The following is a 16,256-nucleotide window of genomic DNA, read 5'->3' on the forward strand; positions in this document are numbered from 1 at the left end:
CCTCTCAGCGTGACGGCCCTCACGGCGCTGGTTCGAAGTGTGTCAACATAGACACATGTCGAATGCGAAGGTGCTGCCGCTGCTCGAAGCCGACGATCAGGGTGCGGCGCCGTGCTGCCCGCCATTGACCGAGCGCCCCATGAGCGCCGAGGAGGCCGAGACGGCCGCGCGGATGTTCAAGGCGCTGGGCGACCCGGTCCGTCTGCGGCTGTTCTCCGCCGTGGCCTCGCACGAGGGCGGGGAGGCATGCGTGTGCGACATCTCCGACGTCGGCGTCTCCCAGCCCACCGTGTCCCATCACCTGAAGAAGCTGAGGGAGGCCGGCTTGCTGACCTCCGAGCGGCGCGGCACCTGGGTGTACTACCGAGTGGAGCCGGCGGTGCTCGCCGCGATGGGCAAGCTGCTGGCCATGCCGGCCGCGGCCTGACGGCCGGACGGACACCGGCGGAGCGGGAAGCGGACCGGTCGCCCGCACGGCGCCTGGCGGCCTCGTCCTCGTCGAGCGCCGCAGTCCCGCCCTCACATGACCGTCGGCTCAGCCCGCCGATCTCGCGAGCAGCGTCGGCGGGCCGGCCCGCCGACGCCATGAGGGCGGCCACCGAGGGACAAACCCCTCGATCCGCCGTGTGCGTCACGGGGTCGTCGTCACCGCGTCCGCAGCGAACCTCCTGCGCCAGGCGAGCGCGACGTACACCAGGCCGATCAGCACCGGCACTTCGATGAGCGGGCCGACGACGCCGGAGAGGGCCTGACCGGAGGTGACGCCGAAAGTGGCGATGGCGACCGCGATGGCCAGCTCGAAGTTGTTGCCCGCCGCGGTGAACGCCAGGGTCGTGGTGCGGTCGTAGGCCAGGCCGAGCCCCTTGCCGAGGAGGAAGGTACCGAAGAACATGATCGCGAAGTAGACCAGTAGCGGCAGCGCGATCCGGGCGACGTCCAGCGGCTGGGAGGTGATGGTCTCGCCCTGCAGGGCGAAGAGGATGACGATCGTGAACAGCAGCCCGTACAGGGCCCACGGGCCGATCTTCGGCAGGAACTCCGCCTCGTAGACGGCACGGCCCATCTTCTGCTCGCCGATGCGGCGGGTGAGGAATCCGGCCAGCAGCGGGATCCCGAGGAAGATGACGACGTTCATCGCGATGTGCCAGACGGACACGTCCAGCCCCTGGCCGTCGCCGAGGTTCATCCAGCGCGGCAGCAGGTCCAGGTAGAACCAGCCCAGCAGGCCGAACGCGAGGACCTGGAACACCGAGTTCAGCGCGACGAGTACGGCTGCCGCCTCGCGGTCGCCGCACGCGAGGTCGTTCCAGATGATGACCATGGCGATGCAGCGGGCGAGCCCGACGATGATCAGGCCGGTGCGGTACTCGGGCAGGTCCGGCAGGAAGGTCCACGCCAGCGCGAACATGACCGCGGGTCCGACGATCCAGTTGATGACCAGGGAGGAGACCAGCAGCTTGCGATCGCCGGTGACGCGATCGAGCCGGTCGTAGCGGACCTTGGCGAGGACGGGGTACATCATGACCAGCAGGCCGAGCGCGATCGGCAGGGAGATGCCGCCGATCTCGATCCTCGCGAGCACGCCGTTCATCCCGGGGACGAGACGGCCCAGCCCGAGACCGACGGCCATGGCCAGCAGGATCCACACCGCGAGGTAGCGGTCGAGGGTGGAGAGCCTTCCGACGATCGAGTCGTCGCCGGCCGGGCCGGCGTCCTGGGCGGAGGGAGCCGAGGGCTCGGTGGAGGTCACGGGCAGGCCCTCTTGTTCTCGGCGGCGGTGCGGGCGGAGGCGGCGAGCTCGGCGAACTGCTCGGACAGCCCTCCAAGGACCTCCGGCTTGAGCCTGTAGTAGGTGAAGCGGCCGCACGGCTCGGTCTCCACCAGCCCGGCCTCACGCAGCACCTTCAGGTGGTTGGACAGGTTGGTCTGCCTGGCTCCGGTCTCCTCGACCAGGTGCGTCGTGCAGAGCGTCTCGCGCGCCAGCAGGGTCACGATCCGGAGGCGGAGCGGATCGCCCAGCACCCGGATCAGATCAGGATCGACTGAAGTCAGCATGCACTGATACTTTCACATCATCGCCCGCTGATACAGCGGACGGAAGTCATCGGCGGCCGTTCCGCCACACGTCGGGAGAGAGCGATCACCATGGCCGACAAGCCGTCAGTCCTGTTCGTCTGCGTCCACAACGCCGGCCGGTCCCAGATGGCCGCCGCATGGCTGGCCCACCTGGCCGGAGACCGCGTCGAAGTCCGTTCCGCCGGCTCCAGCCCCGGCGACCAGGTCAACCCGGCCGCCGTCGAGGCCATGGCCGAGGTCGGCATCGACATCTCCACCGAGACGCCGAAGGTCCTCACTGTCGACGCGGTCCGCGAGTCGGACGTCTGCATCACCATGGGCTGCGGCGACACCTGCCCGGTCTTCCCCGGCAAGCGCTACCTGGACTGGAAGCTCGAGGACCCGGCGGGTCAGGGCGTCGGTTCCGTGCGCCCGATCCGTGACGAGATCAAGACCCTGGTCGAGGGCCTGATCGCCGAGATCGCTCCGGAGAAGACGGCATGAACGCTACACGCGAGGTCACCGTCGGCTCCAACCCACCGGACGACGCCACCGCCGCCACCAGCCACGGCCGGAGCCGGCGCTGCGCCCGCAGGGTCTGCTGACGGGTGCTTCTTCGTCGCCGCCGATCCGCCGCGGGCTGATGGTCTCGACTCCCGCACTGCGGGCCCGGCCTCAGGACAGCCAGTACGCACTCCAGCAGGCCATCGTCGACGCCCTCGGAGACCGCGGCCACCCATGACGCCGCGTTCCGTGCGCATGCCGCGACCAGCGCGTGCCTTGCCGCGACGCACACCGCGTGGACGCGCTTGGCCGAGGACGACGGACGAAGCGAACTACCCGACTGATCGCGCGAGCACCGGCCGCGTCCTTCGGTGACGTCGTCGCCACCGGTCATCGGAACAGGGACAGTCATAACCCGTCGTCAGGACAGGACTGACGGGGGTCCGGTGACCACGCGATGAACGACGGCCCGGCCCGGCACCGCCCCCGCGTCGGCGCGGTCCGCCGGCTGGGTTTGCTGCCGTGACCCTCGGTGCCGAGCGGAGCGTGGGCGCGCCTGCGGGAGTGCCCGACCCGGCCGGCAACAGCGGGATGCAGTCGGCCAGGGCGGGGGTCCTCTCCGCGCACACGAAAGGCATCCGCCCACGCGCGGTTCCAGGCCCGCCAGGTGATGCCCGGGTACCGCACGGACAACGTGCCCTGCCGGCGGAACCGGTCCTCCGCCGGCCTCGGACATGCGACCGCTTCGGCCTCGGCGGGCGGCGCGTCCTGCACCGCCGTTCCACGGCCGCACAGGTGGCCGGACCGGTGCCGGGGGCAGCGTGGCCGCACGTCGATGCGCCACCGGCACGCAACGCCGAAGTGGAGACGTCGTGACCGGGCGTGACGGAAGCACAGGTGAGGTTGACGAAACCCGGGGAATAAGTGGCGACAGACGAGGGAGGTTGCCATGAATGGCAGAGATCTGGAGCTCGGCGAGCTTCTGGCCGCAGCGGAGTCCGCGCCGCCCGGCGAGTCCGTCGGCGTGATCGCGCACGACCTGCGCAAGCGCTTCGGGGCGGAATGCGTGTCGTTCCTGTTCGTCGATCTCATGGAACAGCGGCTGTTGCGCCTGACCGCGCCTGCCGAGAGCGACCTGGTGGACGCCGCGGAACCGATCGATCTGCAAGGCAGCCTGTACGACACGGTCCTCCGCGACCAGCGGCAGCACGTGGAACCGGATGGTCAGGGCGGACAGCGCGTGATCTCGCCGGTGAGCAATCGCGGCGACTGCATCGGCCTGCTGGAGGTCACACTGCAGTACGCCGATGACACCGTGCTCGGGCAGATCAGCGACGCGGCCCACGCACTGGCCTACATCATCGTCACGGACCGCCGCTTCACCGATCTGTACCACGCCGGCCGGCGCACCACTCGGACCAGTCTGGCCGCCGAGATCCAGCATCAGCTGCTCCCCTCGGCCTCCTGCTGCGAGGCCCCCCAGTTCACCCTCGCCGCAGGTCTGGTCCCGGCCGACGACATCGGGGGCGACACCTACGACTACACCCTCGACCGGGACACGCTGCACCTGTCCATCACCGACGCCATGGGCCACGACACCGACTCCGCCCTGCTGGCCACGCTGGTCACCGGTGCGTTGCGCGGGGCCCGGCGCACGGGCTGCGACGCGCTCCATCAGGCCCATCGCGCTCACGAGGCCCTGCTGAGCCACAATCGTGGGCTGGCCACCGGACAACTGCTGTGCATCCGTCTCGAGACGGGCACCTGCGAACTGGTCAACGCAGGACATCCCTGGCCTCTGCGCCTGCGGGACGGTGCTGCGGAAGCCGAGGAGGTCCGGCTCGCCGTCAACCTGCCGTTCGGGGTCGCCGCGCCCACCTCCTACCAACTCCAGGAGCTTCAGCTGCACCCCGGCGACCGTCTGGTTCTGCTCACCGACGGCATGCAGGAACGCGGTGCCGCAGCTGTGGATCTGGCCTCCCTCGTGGCCGAGACCCGCGCCTCCCATCCCAGGGAGGCCGTCCGTACCCTGACCACAGCGGTACTGAATGCCTGCCGCGGCAACCTCACCGACGACGCCACTGTCCTCATACTGGACTGGCACGGCACCGAAGGACTCGCTCCGCGCGGCGCTCGCGCGGCGTGATGACCGCTCGGGCTGCGACACGTCCGCCGCAGGTGCGTGGACAAGGCGGCCGCGCTCGCGGAGACCTGGTTCCAGCAGCACGGCCGTACGCGTCAGCGTCTTGTTGCCGGTGACGGCCAACAGGGCCCGGCGGGAGGCCGCGTCGCTCTCCGCCGCTGCGGCCGGGCCGGGCCTTCCGGGGTCAGCCCGCCTTCGGCGGCTTCTGCGCGTCGAAGGCGAAGAGCGTGTTCCTGGCCGCGGCCACGATCACCGCACGCCCCGCAACGGTCACGCGCGGGCTTGCGCCCTGCTCGCCCGTCAAACCATCGGCCTGCGGGTCCGTCGTCCACAGGGTCTTGCCGTCGTGCGGCGACAGCGCGACCACCCGGCCTGTGGCCGAGCTGAAGTACAGCGCGTCTTCTCCCGCGGCGGGACCCGACGCACCCTCCACGGCCGTCTGCCGCGACCACTTCTCCCGGCCGGACGCGGGGTCGAGCGCCGTGACGAGACCGGTCTGCCCGCTCACGTAGACGGTGTCGTCCGCCACCCCGGGCGTCCCCTCGTATGTCTTGGCCAGTCGGGAGTACGTGACCTTGCGCGAGGCCGGGTCGACCCGCACCACTCCGTCGTAGCCGACCAGCGCCGGTCCCTCCAGGCGCCCCTGAAGGAGGACGAGCCTGCCGTCGGCGGTGCCCGTCGGCACTGCGGGGCCGTCGATCGCGATGGCCCTGCCCAGTGCCCCCGAGGCACGGTCGACCGTGTGGAGGGTGGGGTGGCGCACCTCTGTGGCATCCACCTCCGCATCCGTCGCGCACATCGCGAAGACCTGTGGGCCTACCGGGACGGGAGCGCACTGCGTACCCGCGGGGAACGACGTCGTCCAGGTGACCTCACCGCTGTGCGCGTCCCGTGCCTCGAAGCGGGAGTTGGAGGAGTCGACCGTCACGACGGCGGAGCCGACCACGACGGCGTCCTGAGTCCGGCCCGTGACGGCCGTCGACTGGGCGCCGGACGGCACGGACCACAACTCCCGGCCGTCGTCCGCGTCGAGGGCCACCACCTCGGCGGGAGGGTCCTGCGGGGCGTCCTGGGCCGCGAAGCGGTAACCGAGCACCGTGTCGTCGGTGGCGCCCACAAGGTGCATGCCCTGGACGGGGACGCCCGGGCTCTTCGCCGTCCACACCCGCGAGCCGTCCAGGGCCCTGACGCGGGTCGCGACAACACCGCCGCCCCCGCAGAACAGCGCGTCGCCGCGCGCGACGCAGCGCAGTTCGTCGGGGATGTCCTCCTGACCGCCCCGCACGGTCTTGCGCCACGGCTCGAAGCCGTCCGGAAGTGCGGCACCCGGCGCCGCGACGCCGTTGCCCTTGTCGCCCCCGCTGCGCCCCTCAGGGCCGCCGGTCTTCAGCACGGCGACTCCCCCGCCGATCGCGGCCACCGCGACCGCGGCCGCGAGCACAGGGCGCCATCGGCGACGCAGACGGCGGCCGATGGGGGTGCCGGTGGCCCCAGGACCATCGGCACCGGCAGGGTCGATCGGGGCCGGGGTGGCCCGCGTCGCGGTGTGATGCTGGGTGATCACGTCGCGGACGCGGCCCGCGCCGACCCCGTTCGCTTCGGTCCCACCGAGGTCGGCCGGGAGGTCCCGCAGCAGCACGAGGAGTTCGTCCGCCGAGGGTCGTCCCTCGGGCTCCTTGTCCAGACAGGACTCGACCACCGCGCGCAGAGCCACCGGCACGGCACCCAGCGACGGCTCCTCGTGCACCACCTGATACGCCGTCATGTACGGGCTGTCCGCGTCGAAGGGCCCGTGGCCCGTCGCCGAGTACACCAGCAGCGTCCCCAGCGAGAAGACATCGGACCGCGGTCCCACTCCACGCGGCGCCTGCAACTGCTCCGGCGACATGAAGGGCGGCGTCCCGATGACCCGCCCCGTCATCGTCAGCGTCTGCTGGTCCACGGCGCGCGAGATGCCGAAGTCGATGACGCGCGGGCCCTCGGGCGAGAGCACGACGTTCGAGGGCTTCAGGTCACGGTGGACGACCCCCACCCGGTGGATGTCGCGCAGCGCCTCCGCCAGCCCGATGGCCAGCCTCCTCAGCTCCGCTCCGTCCAACGGGCCCTTCGTGGCGATGCGCTGGGCGAGCGTGTGCCCCTCGATGTAGGTCGTCGCCATCCACGGCTGCTCGGCCTCGGGGGCGGCGTCGACCACGGCTGCGGTGAACGCGCCGCTCACCCGCCTCGCGGCCGCCACCTCATGGCGGAAACGGGTGCGGAACTCGTCGTCCCCCGCGAAGTGCTGGTGAATCAGTTTGATCGCGACAGGTCGCCCCGAACTCGTACGGGCCAGAAAGACCGTGCCCATGCCACCCGAGCCGAGCCGCGCCTCGAGCGGATAGCCGCCGATCTCGGCTGGATCGCCTCCGCGCAGCGACACTCTTCCCGACCTCCCGTCCCCCGTGCGCCTCTGCCGCCACGGGCCTGCTTTCCTGTCCTGCACACAAACTAGCCGCAGGGCGGTACGGCAGAGCAAAGCGGGTGACCGACCGGGGGCCGCGGGCTGCTCCCGTGCCGCGCGCCGACGGGGCTCCTGACCTCTTCGCACGCGTGGCACCAGCGGAATCGACGCCTCTGAAGCACAAGGCCTGATCTGCGTCTACGCACCGCACCCGGGCCTCCTGCCGGACCGGACGACGCGTCAGGCCGGACCACGCCGCCCTTGCCCCGGGCTGCCCTGACTCCCGCGAGGCACCTCAGCTCCTCTCCGAGCGTGACGGGTTGCCGTCGTGGTCGTTCCTCCTGTCATGGGTGTGGACCTGGGAACCGGCCGGTCGGGCAGTCGTGTCGCGTTCCTCCAGTGGGCGGGTTCGGGTGGACGCCTGCGTCTCGGCCGGGAAGGCCGCGCCGGCGCTCGTCCGAAGGAACGCGGCTCCACGCGCGCGGCCACACGTCCGACCCCGTCCCGGCTGCCGTCGCTGACAGGACTGCGGTTCGTCGCCGCACTACTCGTCTTCACCGGGCACGTCCTGTGGTTCACCCGACTCGTGCCGGGCGACATCGGGACGGCGCTCAAACTGGCCTGCTCCCTTGCCGGCCCGTACGGTGTCGGCTTCTTCTTCGTCCTCAGTGGGTTCGTCCTGACCTGGACCGCACGGCCGGACGACGCCGCACGCTCGTTCTGGCGCCGCCGCCTGGTGAAGATCGGTCCCACCCATCTGGTCACCTTCGGCCTGGCCGCCCTCCTGGTGACCGCCATGGCCCGGCCCACCTCCGCGGTCGACTGGCTGGCGTCGCTGACTCTGCAGCAGGCCTGGTTCCCGAGCCTGCGGACCAGCATGGCCGTCAATGAGGTCAGCTGGTCCCTGTCCTGCGAGTTCTTCTTCTACCTGGCCTTTCCGGCTCTGCTGCCCGCTCTGCGCCGCATGCGCAGCAGGTGGCTGTGGCCGGCAGCGGCAGCGGTGATCGCGCTGATCGCGGGTGCCTTCCTCGTCGCGACGTTCCTGGTGCCCGACCAGCCACGGCTGAGCCTCTTCTCGATGACCGCCCCCGTGTCGTTCGGTCAGGTGTGGTTCGTGTACTTCTTCCCACCGGTCCGCGCGCTCGAATTCGTCCTGGGCATCCTCCTGGCCAGGATCGTCACCGCAGGCATGTGGCCTCGGATCGGGCTCGTGCCTGCTTTCGCGGTGGCCGCAGCCGGATATCTGCTCGCTCTGTGCGAGCCCTACCTCGCGGGCAGGAGCGGGCTGGCGTCCGTGTGCACCGCGCCCCTGATCGCCGCCGCCGCGGTCGCGGACCTGCACAACAGCCCCTCGGTGTTCCGCAGGCCGACGATGGTGTTCCTGGGTGAGATCTCCTTCGCGTTCTACATGGTCCACCTGACCGTCATCATGACGGCCTCCCACATCATCGGACCGACTCGCACGTTCTCCCTGGCGACCGGCACGTTCCTGGTCCTCGTCCTGCTCGCGGTCGCGCTGGGCTGCTCCGTGGCTCTGTACCGGTATGTGGAAGCGCCTCTGACGCGCCGCTTCGGGCACCACCGGACGGCCACCGGCGACGAAGCCCGTCACGAGCACCGGCCCGCTGTGAACGGTGCGGGACCGCCGGGGGCTTGAGGTCGCCGAGTAACCCCACGCTGCGACCGCGTCAGCCGCGGCACGCACAGACGATCAGCACCGCAGGCGGCGACCGACCCGGCGACATGGACGTGCGCCTCGGAGAACACCGGCCGGTTCACCGCCTTCAAGCACGAGGCTGACGCCCGTAGCCGCGAGCACGAGGCTGACGCCCGTAGCCGTGCACCCGCCGCGCCACTACGCCCGTGGGGGTCGTCGCATCGCGCTTCCTGACGCGGGGCGGGCCGCTCCGGCGGGCGCCGACCGTGCTGTTGCACCGAGAGGCAGCCGTCTCCCCTCCACGCCGAGGGGGTGCGTTCGTTCCTGTGCCCACGGCCCGGCCCCTTCTCCACAATGCTGAACGATGGTACAACTAGTACGTTCGTTCAACTAGATAGGAGGGTGTGATGGCAGCGGAACCGTCGTTACGCGCAGGGTGGCGGGAGTGGGCCGGCTTCGCGGTGCTGGCGTTACCGACCGTGCTGCTGGGGCTCGACGTGACGGCGCTGTACCTCGTCGCCCCGAGCCTGGCCGCGGACCTGGACCCCACCGCGACGGAAACGTTGTGGATCATGGACATCTACGGATTCCTCATCGCGGGGTTCCTGATCACCATGGGCACGCTGGGCGACCGGATCGGGCGCCGACGCCTGCTGATGATCGGCATGGCCGCTTTCGGGGCCGCCTCGGTCCTTGCGGCGTTCGCCCCCAGCGCCCTGTGGCTGATCGTGGCGCGGGCACTGCTCGGAGTGGCAGGAGCGACGCTGATGCCGTCCACACTGTCCCTGATCAGCCACATGTTCGCCGACGCCCGGCAGCGGGCGCTGGCGATCGGCGCCTGGGCCACGATGTTCGCGCTCGGCATGGCGGCCGGACCGGTCGTGGGCGGAGTCCTGGCCGCCGGCTTCTGGTGGGGTGCGGCCTTCCTGATCGCGGTACCCGTCAGCGTGTTCGTGCTGGCTGCCGCGCCGACGCTGGTGCCGGAGTTCCGGACCGACGCGGGGCGGCTCGACCTGTCGAGCGTCGGGCTGTCCCTGACGGCGATGCTTCCGGCCTTCTATGCGGTCAAGCATGTCGCCGCACATGGCCTCGACGTCCAGGCCTCGGCCGCCGTCCTGCTCGGCGGCGGCTCGGCGGTTGCGTTCGTCCGTCGCCAACTGCGCCTCAGAGAACCACTGCTGGACATCAGGCTCTTCACCGACCGGGCCTTCTCCGCCGCTCTGACAGTTCTGCTGGTCGGCCTGGTCGGCTACGGCGGGATGATGTTCCTGATCACGCAGCACCTGCAGCTCGTCGCGGGGTTCTCGCCCACCGCGGCGGGACTGTGGATGGGGCCACCGGCACTGGCCATGCTGATCGCCGGCATCGGTGCGCCCCTGATCGCCACTCGCTTTCCGCCGGGGGTCGTCATGGCCTCCGCCCTCGCGCTGTCCCTCGTCGGATACGTCTTCCTCGCCTTTGCCGGGACCGACAGCCGGCTGAGCGTGGTCACCGGATTCGCGTTCATCTACTTCGGCATCGGAGTCATCGCCGCACTCGGAACCGACCTCGTCGTGGGCGCGGCACCGCCGGAGAGGTCCGGGTCGGCCGCCGCGCTGTCGGAGACCGTGCAAGAGCTCGGGATCGCGGCCGGGGTCGCGCTCCTGGGGAGCCTCACCGCGGCGATCTACCGGACGGCGGTCGAGGCTCGGCCCGGACTGCCCCCGTCCGTGGCCGAGCCCTACAACGACAGCCTCTCCGGCGCGAGATCCGTGGCGGACGCGCTGCCGGCCGGGGCTCTCCGACACGCACAGGACGCGTTCACCAGCGGACTCAACACCGCCGCGATCACCGCGGGTGTCGCGATCGCCGTAGCATCGGTCGCCTGCTTCGGAACCCTGCGTCACATCCGCCCGATCGGCGATTCCGGCCCCGGGGCGGAGCCGATAGTCTCGACCCGCGTGAGCGGCGATGATCGGTGAGGGCAATGACGGATGAGCACCAGCAGGACGCGGTCGATGGGCGCAAGCTGCGCGGTCAGCGCCGCCGGACCCAGATCATCGAGGCAACGCTCGCGATCGTCCGCCGCGACGGTGCCTCCGGCGTGACCCATCGGGCCGTGGCCAAAGAGGCGGGAATCACCACCAGTCTGACCCTCTACTACTTCGCCACACTCGACGACCTGCTGGTCGCCGCCCTGACCAGCGTCGCCGACACGTACACGCGCCGCATCCGCCAGCTCGTCGAGACCGCGGACGACCCTCTCGACGGGCTCGCCCGGCTCATCGCCGAGTCTGCGGGGCCGGGCCGTGAGCGCGCACTCGCCGAACGTGAGCTGTCGACCCTGGCGGCCCGCCGCCCCGCCCTGCGTCCCGCGGCACGGGGCTGGCGCGACAACGTCGCGGCACTCGCCCGAACACAGACGGACGACCCTGACGCCGTTGAGGCCTTCGTGGCACTTTGCGACGGCCTGTGCGCAGCAATCCTCCTCGACGACCACGATGCCGACCCGGACCACGTCCGGGCAGTCCTCACGAGGGCGCTGCCAGAGCCCACCGAGCACGGATAAGGGCTGTTCCATGATCCCCGGCGGGCGCACGACGACAGCTACGGCACCTCGCCGCGTTGCCGGAACGCCCGGATACATCCAGTGTGCGGACGTCCCTCCGCCTTGCGATGCACCGCATCCGACGCCGCGCGCTGATCCACCCGGGATCACGGGACACCCTTGGCCTCCGGTGGTCGCCCCCGTTGCACGTCACCGACGTTCGGCCTCGCAACGGACGGCCCGCGTCATGCGCACGGGCGGCCACACCGCCCGCCGCACCGCCCGCGCAGTGAGCCACGAGGGACTACCGAGTGGACGGCTGCCGGCCGGCCCGGTCGGCTCGACCCCTGCAGACCTCTCGACGGCGGCCGGCACCAGGCCTTCCTGCCGAGCTGCGGAGGTCTCCCCCGGAACTGGAACAACAGCTCACCCGGGGCTCGGCAGGTGACCGCCTCCACTGCCGCACGGACCTGCCCGGCATCGTCCGCCACCCCACGGACCAGGATGAACGCGCTCGTCGATACGCCGCCCACCCCCAAGGCCGCCGGGCTCCGCAGCCGTCACCGTGTTTGCACGTGCTGCTACCGGTCACACGAGAGGTGTTCCTGACGCCGAGCAGAGCAAGGTGTGAATGACATGGCAACCGATGAGAAGAACCGGGCAAAGACCGAGCAGGCCAAGGGCAAGGTCAAGGAGGCCGCCGGCCGCGCGGTCGGGAACGAACGCCTCACCGCCGAAGGCAGGGCCGACCAGACCAAGGGCGACGCCCGCCAGGCCAAGGAGAAGGCGAAGGACGCCTTCAAGCACTGACTCCAGCGAGAGCGCGACGCGCTCCCTCCGCGATGTGTGTGGCCCGGCCGTGCCGGGCCACACACATGTCGGGCAGCGCGGGCGTGAGGCGTGTGCAGGATCGGACCGGGTCGTCATGCCTCCCGCTCTCCTCCCGGTCTGCCCGCTTCAGCCCGTAGCTCAGCTGACGTCCCCGCCGTGCCGGGGCTTGGGAGCGCCCGGTGGTACGAAGCAGGCGGTGACGGTCTTGCCCGACGCCTGCGGATGCGTGGCCCAGCCGTCGGCGAGCGCGTCGACGATGGCCAGTCCGCGTCCCCCGGTCGTCGTGACGTCTTCGGGCTGCTTGGCGGGGGGCAGCGGGTCGGAGTCGTGGACGCTCACGTGCAGGCAGTGGCTGTCCCAGGTGAGGACCAACTGGGCGTCGCTGTGCGCGTGCACGTGCGCGTTGGTGATCAGCTCGGAGACACTGAGCAGGATCGCGTCCACCATTTCGGGGGCGTCCTTGGTCCACTCCAGGGATGCCAGGTGCTCCCGTGTCCAACGGCGGCCGGCCCGCACCCCTTGCGACGCCGGAAACGACTGTGCCCACCCCACCGCGCGCAGCGACGTGTCCTTCGTCATCGGCCCTCCCTCACTCGGCTCTCCTCACCACCTACCCCCGCCTACGAGACACACCCCCGCAACTCGGTACGCAGCCCGGCCCCTGTTCCGAAGCCGAAGCGGAAAAGGGGGTCTGCCCGCGGGAAGTCCGGGCACATGCACCTCACCCCTTCGAGAGGAGCACACCATGCTCGGCATAGCCGCGGCCGTCCTGTTCGCCATCGCTTTCCTGATCAACGCTGCAGACATCGCCACCAACGACGTCTTCTCCTCCGTGAACGTCATGCTCCTGGGCCTGACACTTCTTGCCCTGCACGTAGCGGGAATCGGAGCCGGCCGCCCCTCCCGCAGACGCTGACGACGCGGCGCGGACCCACCCGTTGCGGGCGAGCGCCCGTCGACAGCGGAAAACACCGGGCCAGGGGCCTGATCCACTGAGTGGATCAGGCCCCTGGCCCGTCTGGAACGGGTTCATGGCTGCCGTGATCGCAAGGCTGGAAGAGCTCCGGGGCCTCGCCCCGCTGACCGCCGAGGGGGCGGCGGCGCGGTTCTCGGCCCAGAAGTGGACACCGGGGGGGGCAGGCCCCGTGACGGCGTGGAGACGTCGTGGGACAAGGACGGCGTCGGAGGCTGGATCCGGACGTCCGGCGGTGGGGCGGTCCGCGTCTCGTTCGCCGTCTGGATCCTCGACGTCGACGAGTCGGGCTACTTCGACGACGTGGAAGCCGTCTACGAGCAGGGGGAGCAGGCGCTCGCCGGCTTCCTGCCCGAGCTCGGGGCGTCCTCCCTCGCCGGCCACCTCGTCGAGGCCGAACAGACGGCGGCGGACGAGGACGAGTTCATCAGGGTGAGGAAGTGGGCTCTCGACGGCCGGATCCTGACCGCCGGTGTGATCCAGCAGGACGCGATCTTCCGGTGATGGTCGTGGTGGCGCTGGAGGAGCCCGGCGCTGCCTGACCCACCCAGCAGGCCACAGCACCCCTCACCGGGTCTCCCCCGTAGCCGTCCGCCGTACTCGGCCTCAGCGGATGACGGTGGCGAGCGCGGCGGCGTACTGCTCGTCGGTCACCGGTTCCAGCCACGTGGTGCCATCTCCGTCGGCATCGCCGACGACCATGGCGATGTGGGCCATGAGCGTGGTGTCAGTACCTCCGTGCCAGTGCTCCTCTCCCGGCGGGCACTTGACGGTCTGCCCGGCGCCGACCCGTACGACGTCACCGTCGCGGGTGCCGACGAGGCCGACGCCGTCGGTGATGTAGAGGGTCTGGCCGTTGGCGTGCGAGTGCCAGTTGGTGCGGGCGCCGGGGGTGAAGCGGACCAGGGCGGTCGCCAGCCGGGCCGGCTCGACGGGGGTCTCGATCATGTTGAGGTAGACGTCGCCGGTGAAGCGCTCGGCGGGGGCCTTGGCGGTCGGGGTCTGGGTGATGTGTTCCACGGACGGTGTCCTTTGCTGTGCAGATGCCGCGGGAGGCGGTCTACGGGTGTCAGGCGCCGCGCTCGTCGGCGCGCTTCTTGAGCTGGCTCATCGCGGTCATGGCGTGGGGCCGCCCGCCTGGAAGGCGAGGTGGGTGGTGGCCCCGGAGAGTCCCTCGGCGCTCGGGCCGATCTCCGGTGCCACGCCTAGGTGGTGGGGCAGCTGCCCCCTGCGGTGGAGGGCGGCCAGGCCGCTGACGGTCACCAGGCTGCGGTCGCGAGACGAGCCTGGGACACTCCCCCACGTCGCCGAAAGGCACCTCTCCGCTGACCTCGACCAGCTTGGGTGCGACCGTCACTCGGGCATCGGCTCCGCGTAGTGGCGGAAGCCGTCGCGCTCGGTGTGCAGGGCGTACAGGCGCTCGGCCAGCACCTCGGGGCTGCTCTCTCCGGCGTCCGGCCGGATCGCGCCGGGGACGATCAGCTGCGCTGCGTGGATGTTCTCGGCGGCGAGCGCGTCGTGCAGCATGCGGGCGTAGGCGCTTTCGGCGGCGAAGGCGATCGAGGTACCGGCCCGCTGGGGGTGAGGGCGGACCGCGCTGCCGCCGTTGACGAAGAGAAGGGTGCCGCGCCCCAGGGCCCGCATGCCGGGCAGGACCGCGTTCACGCAGGTGACCGGCCCCTTCAGCGAGAAGGCGAGCGGATCCTCCAGGTCGTCGGTGGTGGTGTCGAGAACCGGTTTCATGAAGTCGGCGCGCGGCACCGGGCTGTACTGCAGGATCTCGACCGGCCCGAGAGCCTCCGCCACGTCCTGGAGGGCGCCGGTGAGCGCGTCCGGGGCGAGGACGTCCGCGGGGAATCCGCGGGCCTGGATGCCGTCACGGCGGAGCTCATCAGTCAGGTGCTCGAGGTGTTCGGCGCTGCGGGCGATCAGGGCGACGCCGTGGCCGGCGGTGCCGAAGCGGCGGGCGGTGGCCAGTCCGAGGCCGGGACCGGCGCCGACGAGAACGTAGGTGGTCACGCTGGGGTCCTCACAAGCGGGCCGGGGCCGGGCGTCCGGCCCCGGGGAAGGGGAAGGGGAAGGTGCGGGTCAGGGCTTGAGGAGTGCCTTGATGGCGCGGCGCTCGTCCATCGCCCTGTATCCCTCCGCGACCTGGTCCAGGGGAAGGGTGAGGTCGAAGACCTTGCCCGGGTCGATCCGGCCGGTCACGACGCGGTCGATGAGGTCGGGAAGGTAGCGGCGTACGGGGGCGGGACCGCCGCGCAGGCCGACGTGGGAGAAGAAGAGTTCCTGCCCGTCCACGGCGACCTCGTGCGGGACGCCGACGAAGCCGACGTCGCCGCCGGGCCGGGCGGAGTGAAGTGCCTGCTGCATGGCCTGCGCGGTGCCCACGCACTCCAGCACGGAGTCGGCGCCGATACCACCGGTGAGGTCCTTGACACGGGCGATGCCGTCGTCGCCACGCTCGGTGACGATGTCGGTGGCACCGAACTCGCGAGCGAGCTTCTGCCGGGACTCGTGGCGGCTCATCGCGATGATCCGTTCCGCACCCATCTCCTTCGCCGCGATCACTGCCGACAGGCCGACCGCACCGTCACCGACGACGACGGCGGTCGAGCCGGGCTTCACTCCGGCGGCGTCGGCGGCCCACCAGCCGGTGCCCATGACGTCGGAAACGGCCAGCAGGCCCGGCCACAGCTCCTCGGACGGCACTTCCCCGGTGGCGACCAGGGTGCCCTGGGCGTTGGGGATCCGGACGTAGTCGGCCTGGCAGGTGCTCATGAACTCCCGGTGCACGCAGTTCGACTGGAAGCCGTTGCGGCAGTTCGCGCAGGTGTCGTCCGAGGTCGCGAACGAGCCGACGACGAACTGGCCCGGCTTCACGGCTGTGACCTCGGAGCCGACCTCCTCGACGAAACCGACGTACTCGTGCCCCATCGGATGGGCGTCGCCGATCGGCTCCAGACCGCGCCAGGGCCACAGGTCGGACCCGCATACGCAGGTGACGGCAGTACGGATGATCGCGTCGGTCGGGTGGAGGATCTTCGGGTCGTCCAGTGTCTCGAAGCGGACGTCACCGGGGGCGTGGATCACTGCGCCGCGCATGAGGGGTTCCTTTGCGTACGT

The 16,256-nt window shown here is 70.9% G+C and carries 17 protein-coding genes; 9 read left to right on the forward strand and 8 right to left on the reverse strand.

Annotated features, from left to right (window positions below; translation table 11 throughout):
* Window positions 1-55: 55 nt before the first annotated feature.
* Complete coding sequence (locus OO67_RS16255) at window positions 56-427, forward strand: ArsR/SmtB family transcription factor (RefSeq protein ID WP_033300876.1); 372 nt, start codon at window positions 56-58, stop codon at window positions 425-427.
* A gap of 204 nt (window positions 428-631) precedes the next feature.
* Here the strand turns inward: OO67_RS16255 and arsB are convergent, their stop codons facing one another.
* Together arsB and OO67_RS16265 are read right to left on the reverse strand one after the other, a co-directional pair.
* Entirely contained in the window at window positions 632-1,750 is a 1,119-nt protein-coding gene (gene arsB, locus OO67_RS16260; protein WP_033300877.1) for an ACR3 family arsenite efflux transporter, read from the reverse strand.
* Window positions 1,747-2,055, reverse strand: coding sequence for an ArsR/SmtB family transcription factor (locus OO67_RS16265; protein ID WP_033300878.1), 309 nt, complete (start codon window positions 2,053-2,055; stop codon window positions 1,747-1,749). Before OO67_RS16265 ends, arsB begins: the two co-directional genes overlap by 4 nt.
* Before the next feature lie 90 nt (window positions 2,056-2,145).
* Between OO67_RS16265 and OO67_RS16270 the strand changes: the two genes are divergently transcribed.
* Together OO67_RS16270 and OO67_RS16275 are read left to right on the forward strand one after the other, a co-directional pair.
* The gene (locus OO67_RS16270; RefSeq protein WP_033300880.1) at window positions 2,146-2,559 is read left to right on the forward strand and encodes an arsenate reductase ArsC; all 414 of its coding nucleotides are present in this window, start codon (window positions 2,146-2,148) and stop codon (window positions 2,557-2,559) included.
* A gap of 949 nt (window positions 2,560-3,508) precedes the next feature.
* On the forward strand, window positions 3,509-4,705 hold the full coding sequence (locus tag OO67_RS16275) for a PP2C family protein-serine/threonine phosphatase (protein ID WP_033300882.1): 1,197 nt from the start codon (window positions 3,509-3,511) through the stop codon (window positions 4,703-4,705).
* A 181-nt stretch (window positions 4,706-4,886) separates the two neighbouring features.
* Here the strand turns inward: OO67_RS16275 and OO67_RS16280 are convergent, their stop codons facing one another.
* Window positions 4,887-7,121, reverse strand: a complete 2,235-nt coding sequence (locus tag OO67_RS16280) for a serine/threonine-protein kinase (RefSeq protein ID WP_033300884.1) — start codon at window positions 7,119-7,121, stop codon at window positions 4,887-4,889.
* Window positions 7,122-7,488: 367 nt separating this feature from the next.
* Here OO67_RS16280 and OO67_RS16285 point away from each other — a divergent pair, with 367 nt between their 5' ends.
* The 4 genes from OO67_RS16285 (at window position 7,489) to OO67_RS36750 (ending at window position 12,136) form a co-directional block, all read left to right on the forward strand.
* Entirely contained in the window at window positions 7,489-8,799 is a 1,311-nt protein-coding gene (locus tag OO67_RS16285; protein ID WP_051709478.1) for an acyltransferase family protein, read from the forward strand.
* Window positions 8,800-9,206: 407 nt separating this feature from the next.
* A complete protein-coding gene (locus tag OO67_RS16290) occupies window positions 9,207-10,760 on the forward strand; it encodes an MFS transporter (RefSeq protein ID WP_033300886.1) in 1,554 nt (517 codons plus the stop codon).
* A gap of 5 nt (window positions 10,761-10,765) precedes the next feature.
* Entirely contained in the window at window positions 10,766-11,347 is a 582-nt protein-coding gene (locus tag OO67_RS16295; protein WP_033300888.1) for a TetR/AcrR family transcriptional regulator, read from the forward strand.
* A 615-nt stretch (window positions 11,348-11,962) separates the two neighbouring features.
* Window positions 11,963-12,136 carry a CsbD family protein gene (locus tag OO67_RS36750; protein WP_078597993.1) on the forward strand — a complete coding sequence of 58 codons (174 nt, stop codon included), beginning with the start codon at window positions 11,963-11,965 and terminating at the stop codon, window positions 12,134-12,136.
* A 159-nt stretch (window positions 12,137-12,295) separates the two neighbouring features.
* Here the strand turns inward: OO67_RS36750 and OO67_RS16300 are convergent, their stop codons facing one another.
* Window positions 12,296-12,736 carry an ATP-binding protein gene (locus tag OO67_RS16300; protein WP_208861029.1) on the reverse strand — a complete coding sequence of 147 codons (441 nt, stop codon included), beginning with the start codon at window positions 12,734-12,736 and terminating at the stop codon, window positions 12,296-12,298.
* 166 nt (window positions 12,737-12,902) lie between these two features.
* Between OO67_RS16300 and OO67_RS39000 the strand changes: the two genes are divergently transcribed.
* Window positions 12,903-13,073 carry a hypothetical protein gene (locus OO67_RS39000; RefSeq protein ID WP_167748653.1) on the forward strand — a complete coding sequence of 57 codons (171 nt, stop codon included), beginning with the start codon at window positions 12,903-12,905 and terminating at the stop codon, window positions 13,071-13,073.
* Between the two features lie 237 nt (window positions 13,074-13,310).
* Window positions 13,311-13,634, forward strand: a complete 324-nt coding sequence (locus tag OO67_RS16305) for a hypothetical protein (protein WP_341864643.1) — start codon at window positions 13,311-13,313, stop codon at window positions 13,632-13,634.
* 102 nt (window positions 13,635-13,736) lie between these two features.
* On the opposite strand, the gene OO67_RS16310 is transcribed toward OO67_RS16305, so the two are convergent.
* The 4 genes from OO67_RS16310 to OO67_RS16325 all read right to left on the reverse strand — a co-directional run bounded on the left by OO67_RS16310 (window position 13,737) and on the right by OO67_RS16325 (window position 16,235).
* Window positions 13,737-14,150 (reverse strand): (R)-mandelonitrile lyase, encoded by a 414-nt coding sequence (locus tag OO67_RS16310; RefSeq protein ID WP_033300890.1) that lies wholly within the window; start codon window positions 14,148-14,150, stop codon window positions 13,737-13,739.
* Between the two features lie 96 nt (window positions 14,151-14,246).
* Complete coding sequence (locus OO67_RS39865) at window positions 14,247-14,393, reverse strand: hypothetical protein (RefSeq protein ID WP_244300237.1); 147 nt, start codon at window positions 14,391-14,393, stop codon at window positions 14,247-14,249.
* A gap of 90 nt (window positions 14,394-14,483) precedes the next feature.
* A complete protein-coding gene (locus OO67_RS16320) occupies window positions 14,484-15,149 on the reverse strand; it encodes an SDR family NAD(P)-dependent oxidoreductase (RefSeq protein WP_033300892.1) in 666 nt (221 codons plus the stop codon).
* A gap of 69 nt (window positions 15,150-15,218) precedes the next feature.
* Window positions 15,219-16,235: a zinc-dependent alcohol dehydrogenase family protein gene (locus tag OO67_RS16325; protein ID WP_033300894.1), complete on the reverse strand. Its 1,017-nt coding sequence runs from the start codon at window positions 16,233-16,235 to the stop codon at window positions 15,219-15,221.
* Between the last annotated feature and the right edge of the window lie 21 nt (window positions 16,236-16,256).

The sequence above is a fragment of the Streptomyces atroolivaceus genome, assembly GCF_000717025.1.
GTDB lineage: Bacteria > Actinomycetota > Actinomycetes > Streptomycetales > Streptomycetaceae > Streptomyces > Streptomyces atroolivaceus.

Coding starts and splice junctions, on each gene's coding strand:
- OO67_RS39000 (WP_167748653.1), top strand. CDS start 12,903: ATGCTCGGCATAGCCGCGGCCGTCCTGTTCGCCATCGCTTTCCTGATC.
- OO67_RS16300 (WP_208861029.1), bottom strand. CDS start 12,736: ATGACGAAGGACACGTCGCTGCGCGCGGTGGGGTGGGCACAGTCGTTT.
- OO67_RS16290 (WP_033300886.1), top strand. CDS start 9,207: ATGGCAGCGGAACCGTCGTTACGCGCAGGGTGGCGGGAGTGGGCCGGC.
- OO67_RS16270 (WP_033300880.1), top strand. CDS start 2,146: ATGGCCGACAAGCCGTCAGTCCTGTTCGTCTGCGTCCACAACGCCGGC.
- OO67_RS16285 (WP_051709478.1), top strand. CDS start 7,489: ATGGGTGTGGACCTGGGAACCGGCCGGTCGGGCAGTCGTGTCGCGTTC.
- OO67_RS36750 (WP_078597993.1), top strand. CDS start 11,963: ATGGCAACCGATGAGAAGAACCGGGCAAAGACCGAGCAGGCCAAGGGC.
- OO67_RS16255 (WP_033300876.1), top strand. CDS start 56: ATGTCGAATGCGAAGGTGCTGCCGCTGCTCGAAGCCGACGATCAGGGT.
- OO67_RS16265 (WP_033300878.1), bottom strand. CDS start 2,055: ATGCTGACTTCAGTCGATCCTGATCTGATCCGGGTGCTGGGCGATCCG.
- OO67_RS16325 (WP_033300894.1), bottom strand. CDS start 16,235: ATGCGCGGCGCAGTGATCCACGCCCCCGGTGACGTCCGCTTCGAGACA.
- OO67_RS16295 (WP_033300888.1), top strand. CDS start 10,766: ATGACGGATGAGCACCAGCAGGACGCGGTCGATGGGCGCAAGCTGCGC.
- OO67_RS16275 (WP_033300882.1), top strand. CDS start 3,509: ATGAATGGCAGAGATCTGGAGCTCGGCGAGCTTCTGGCCGCAGCGGAG.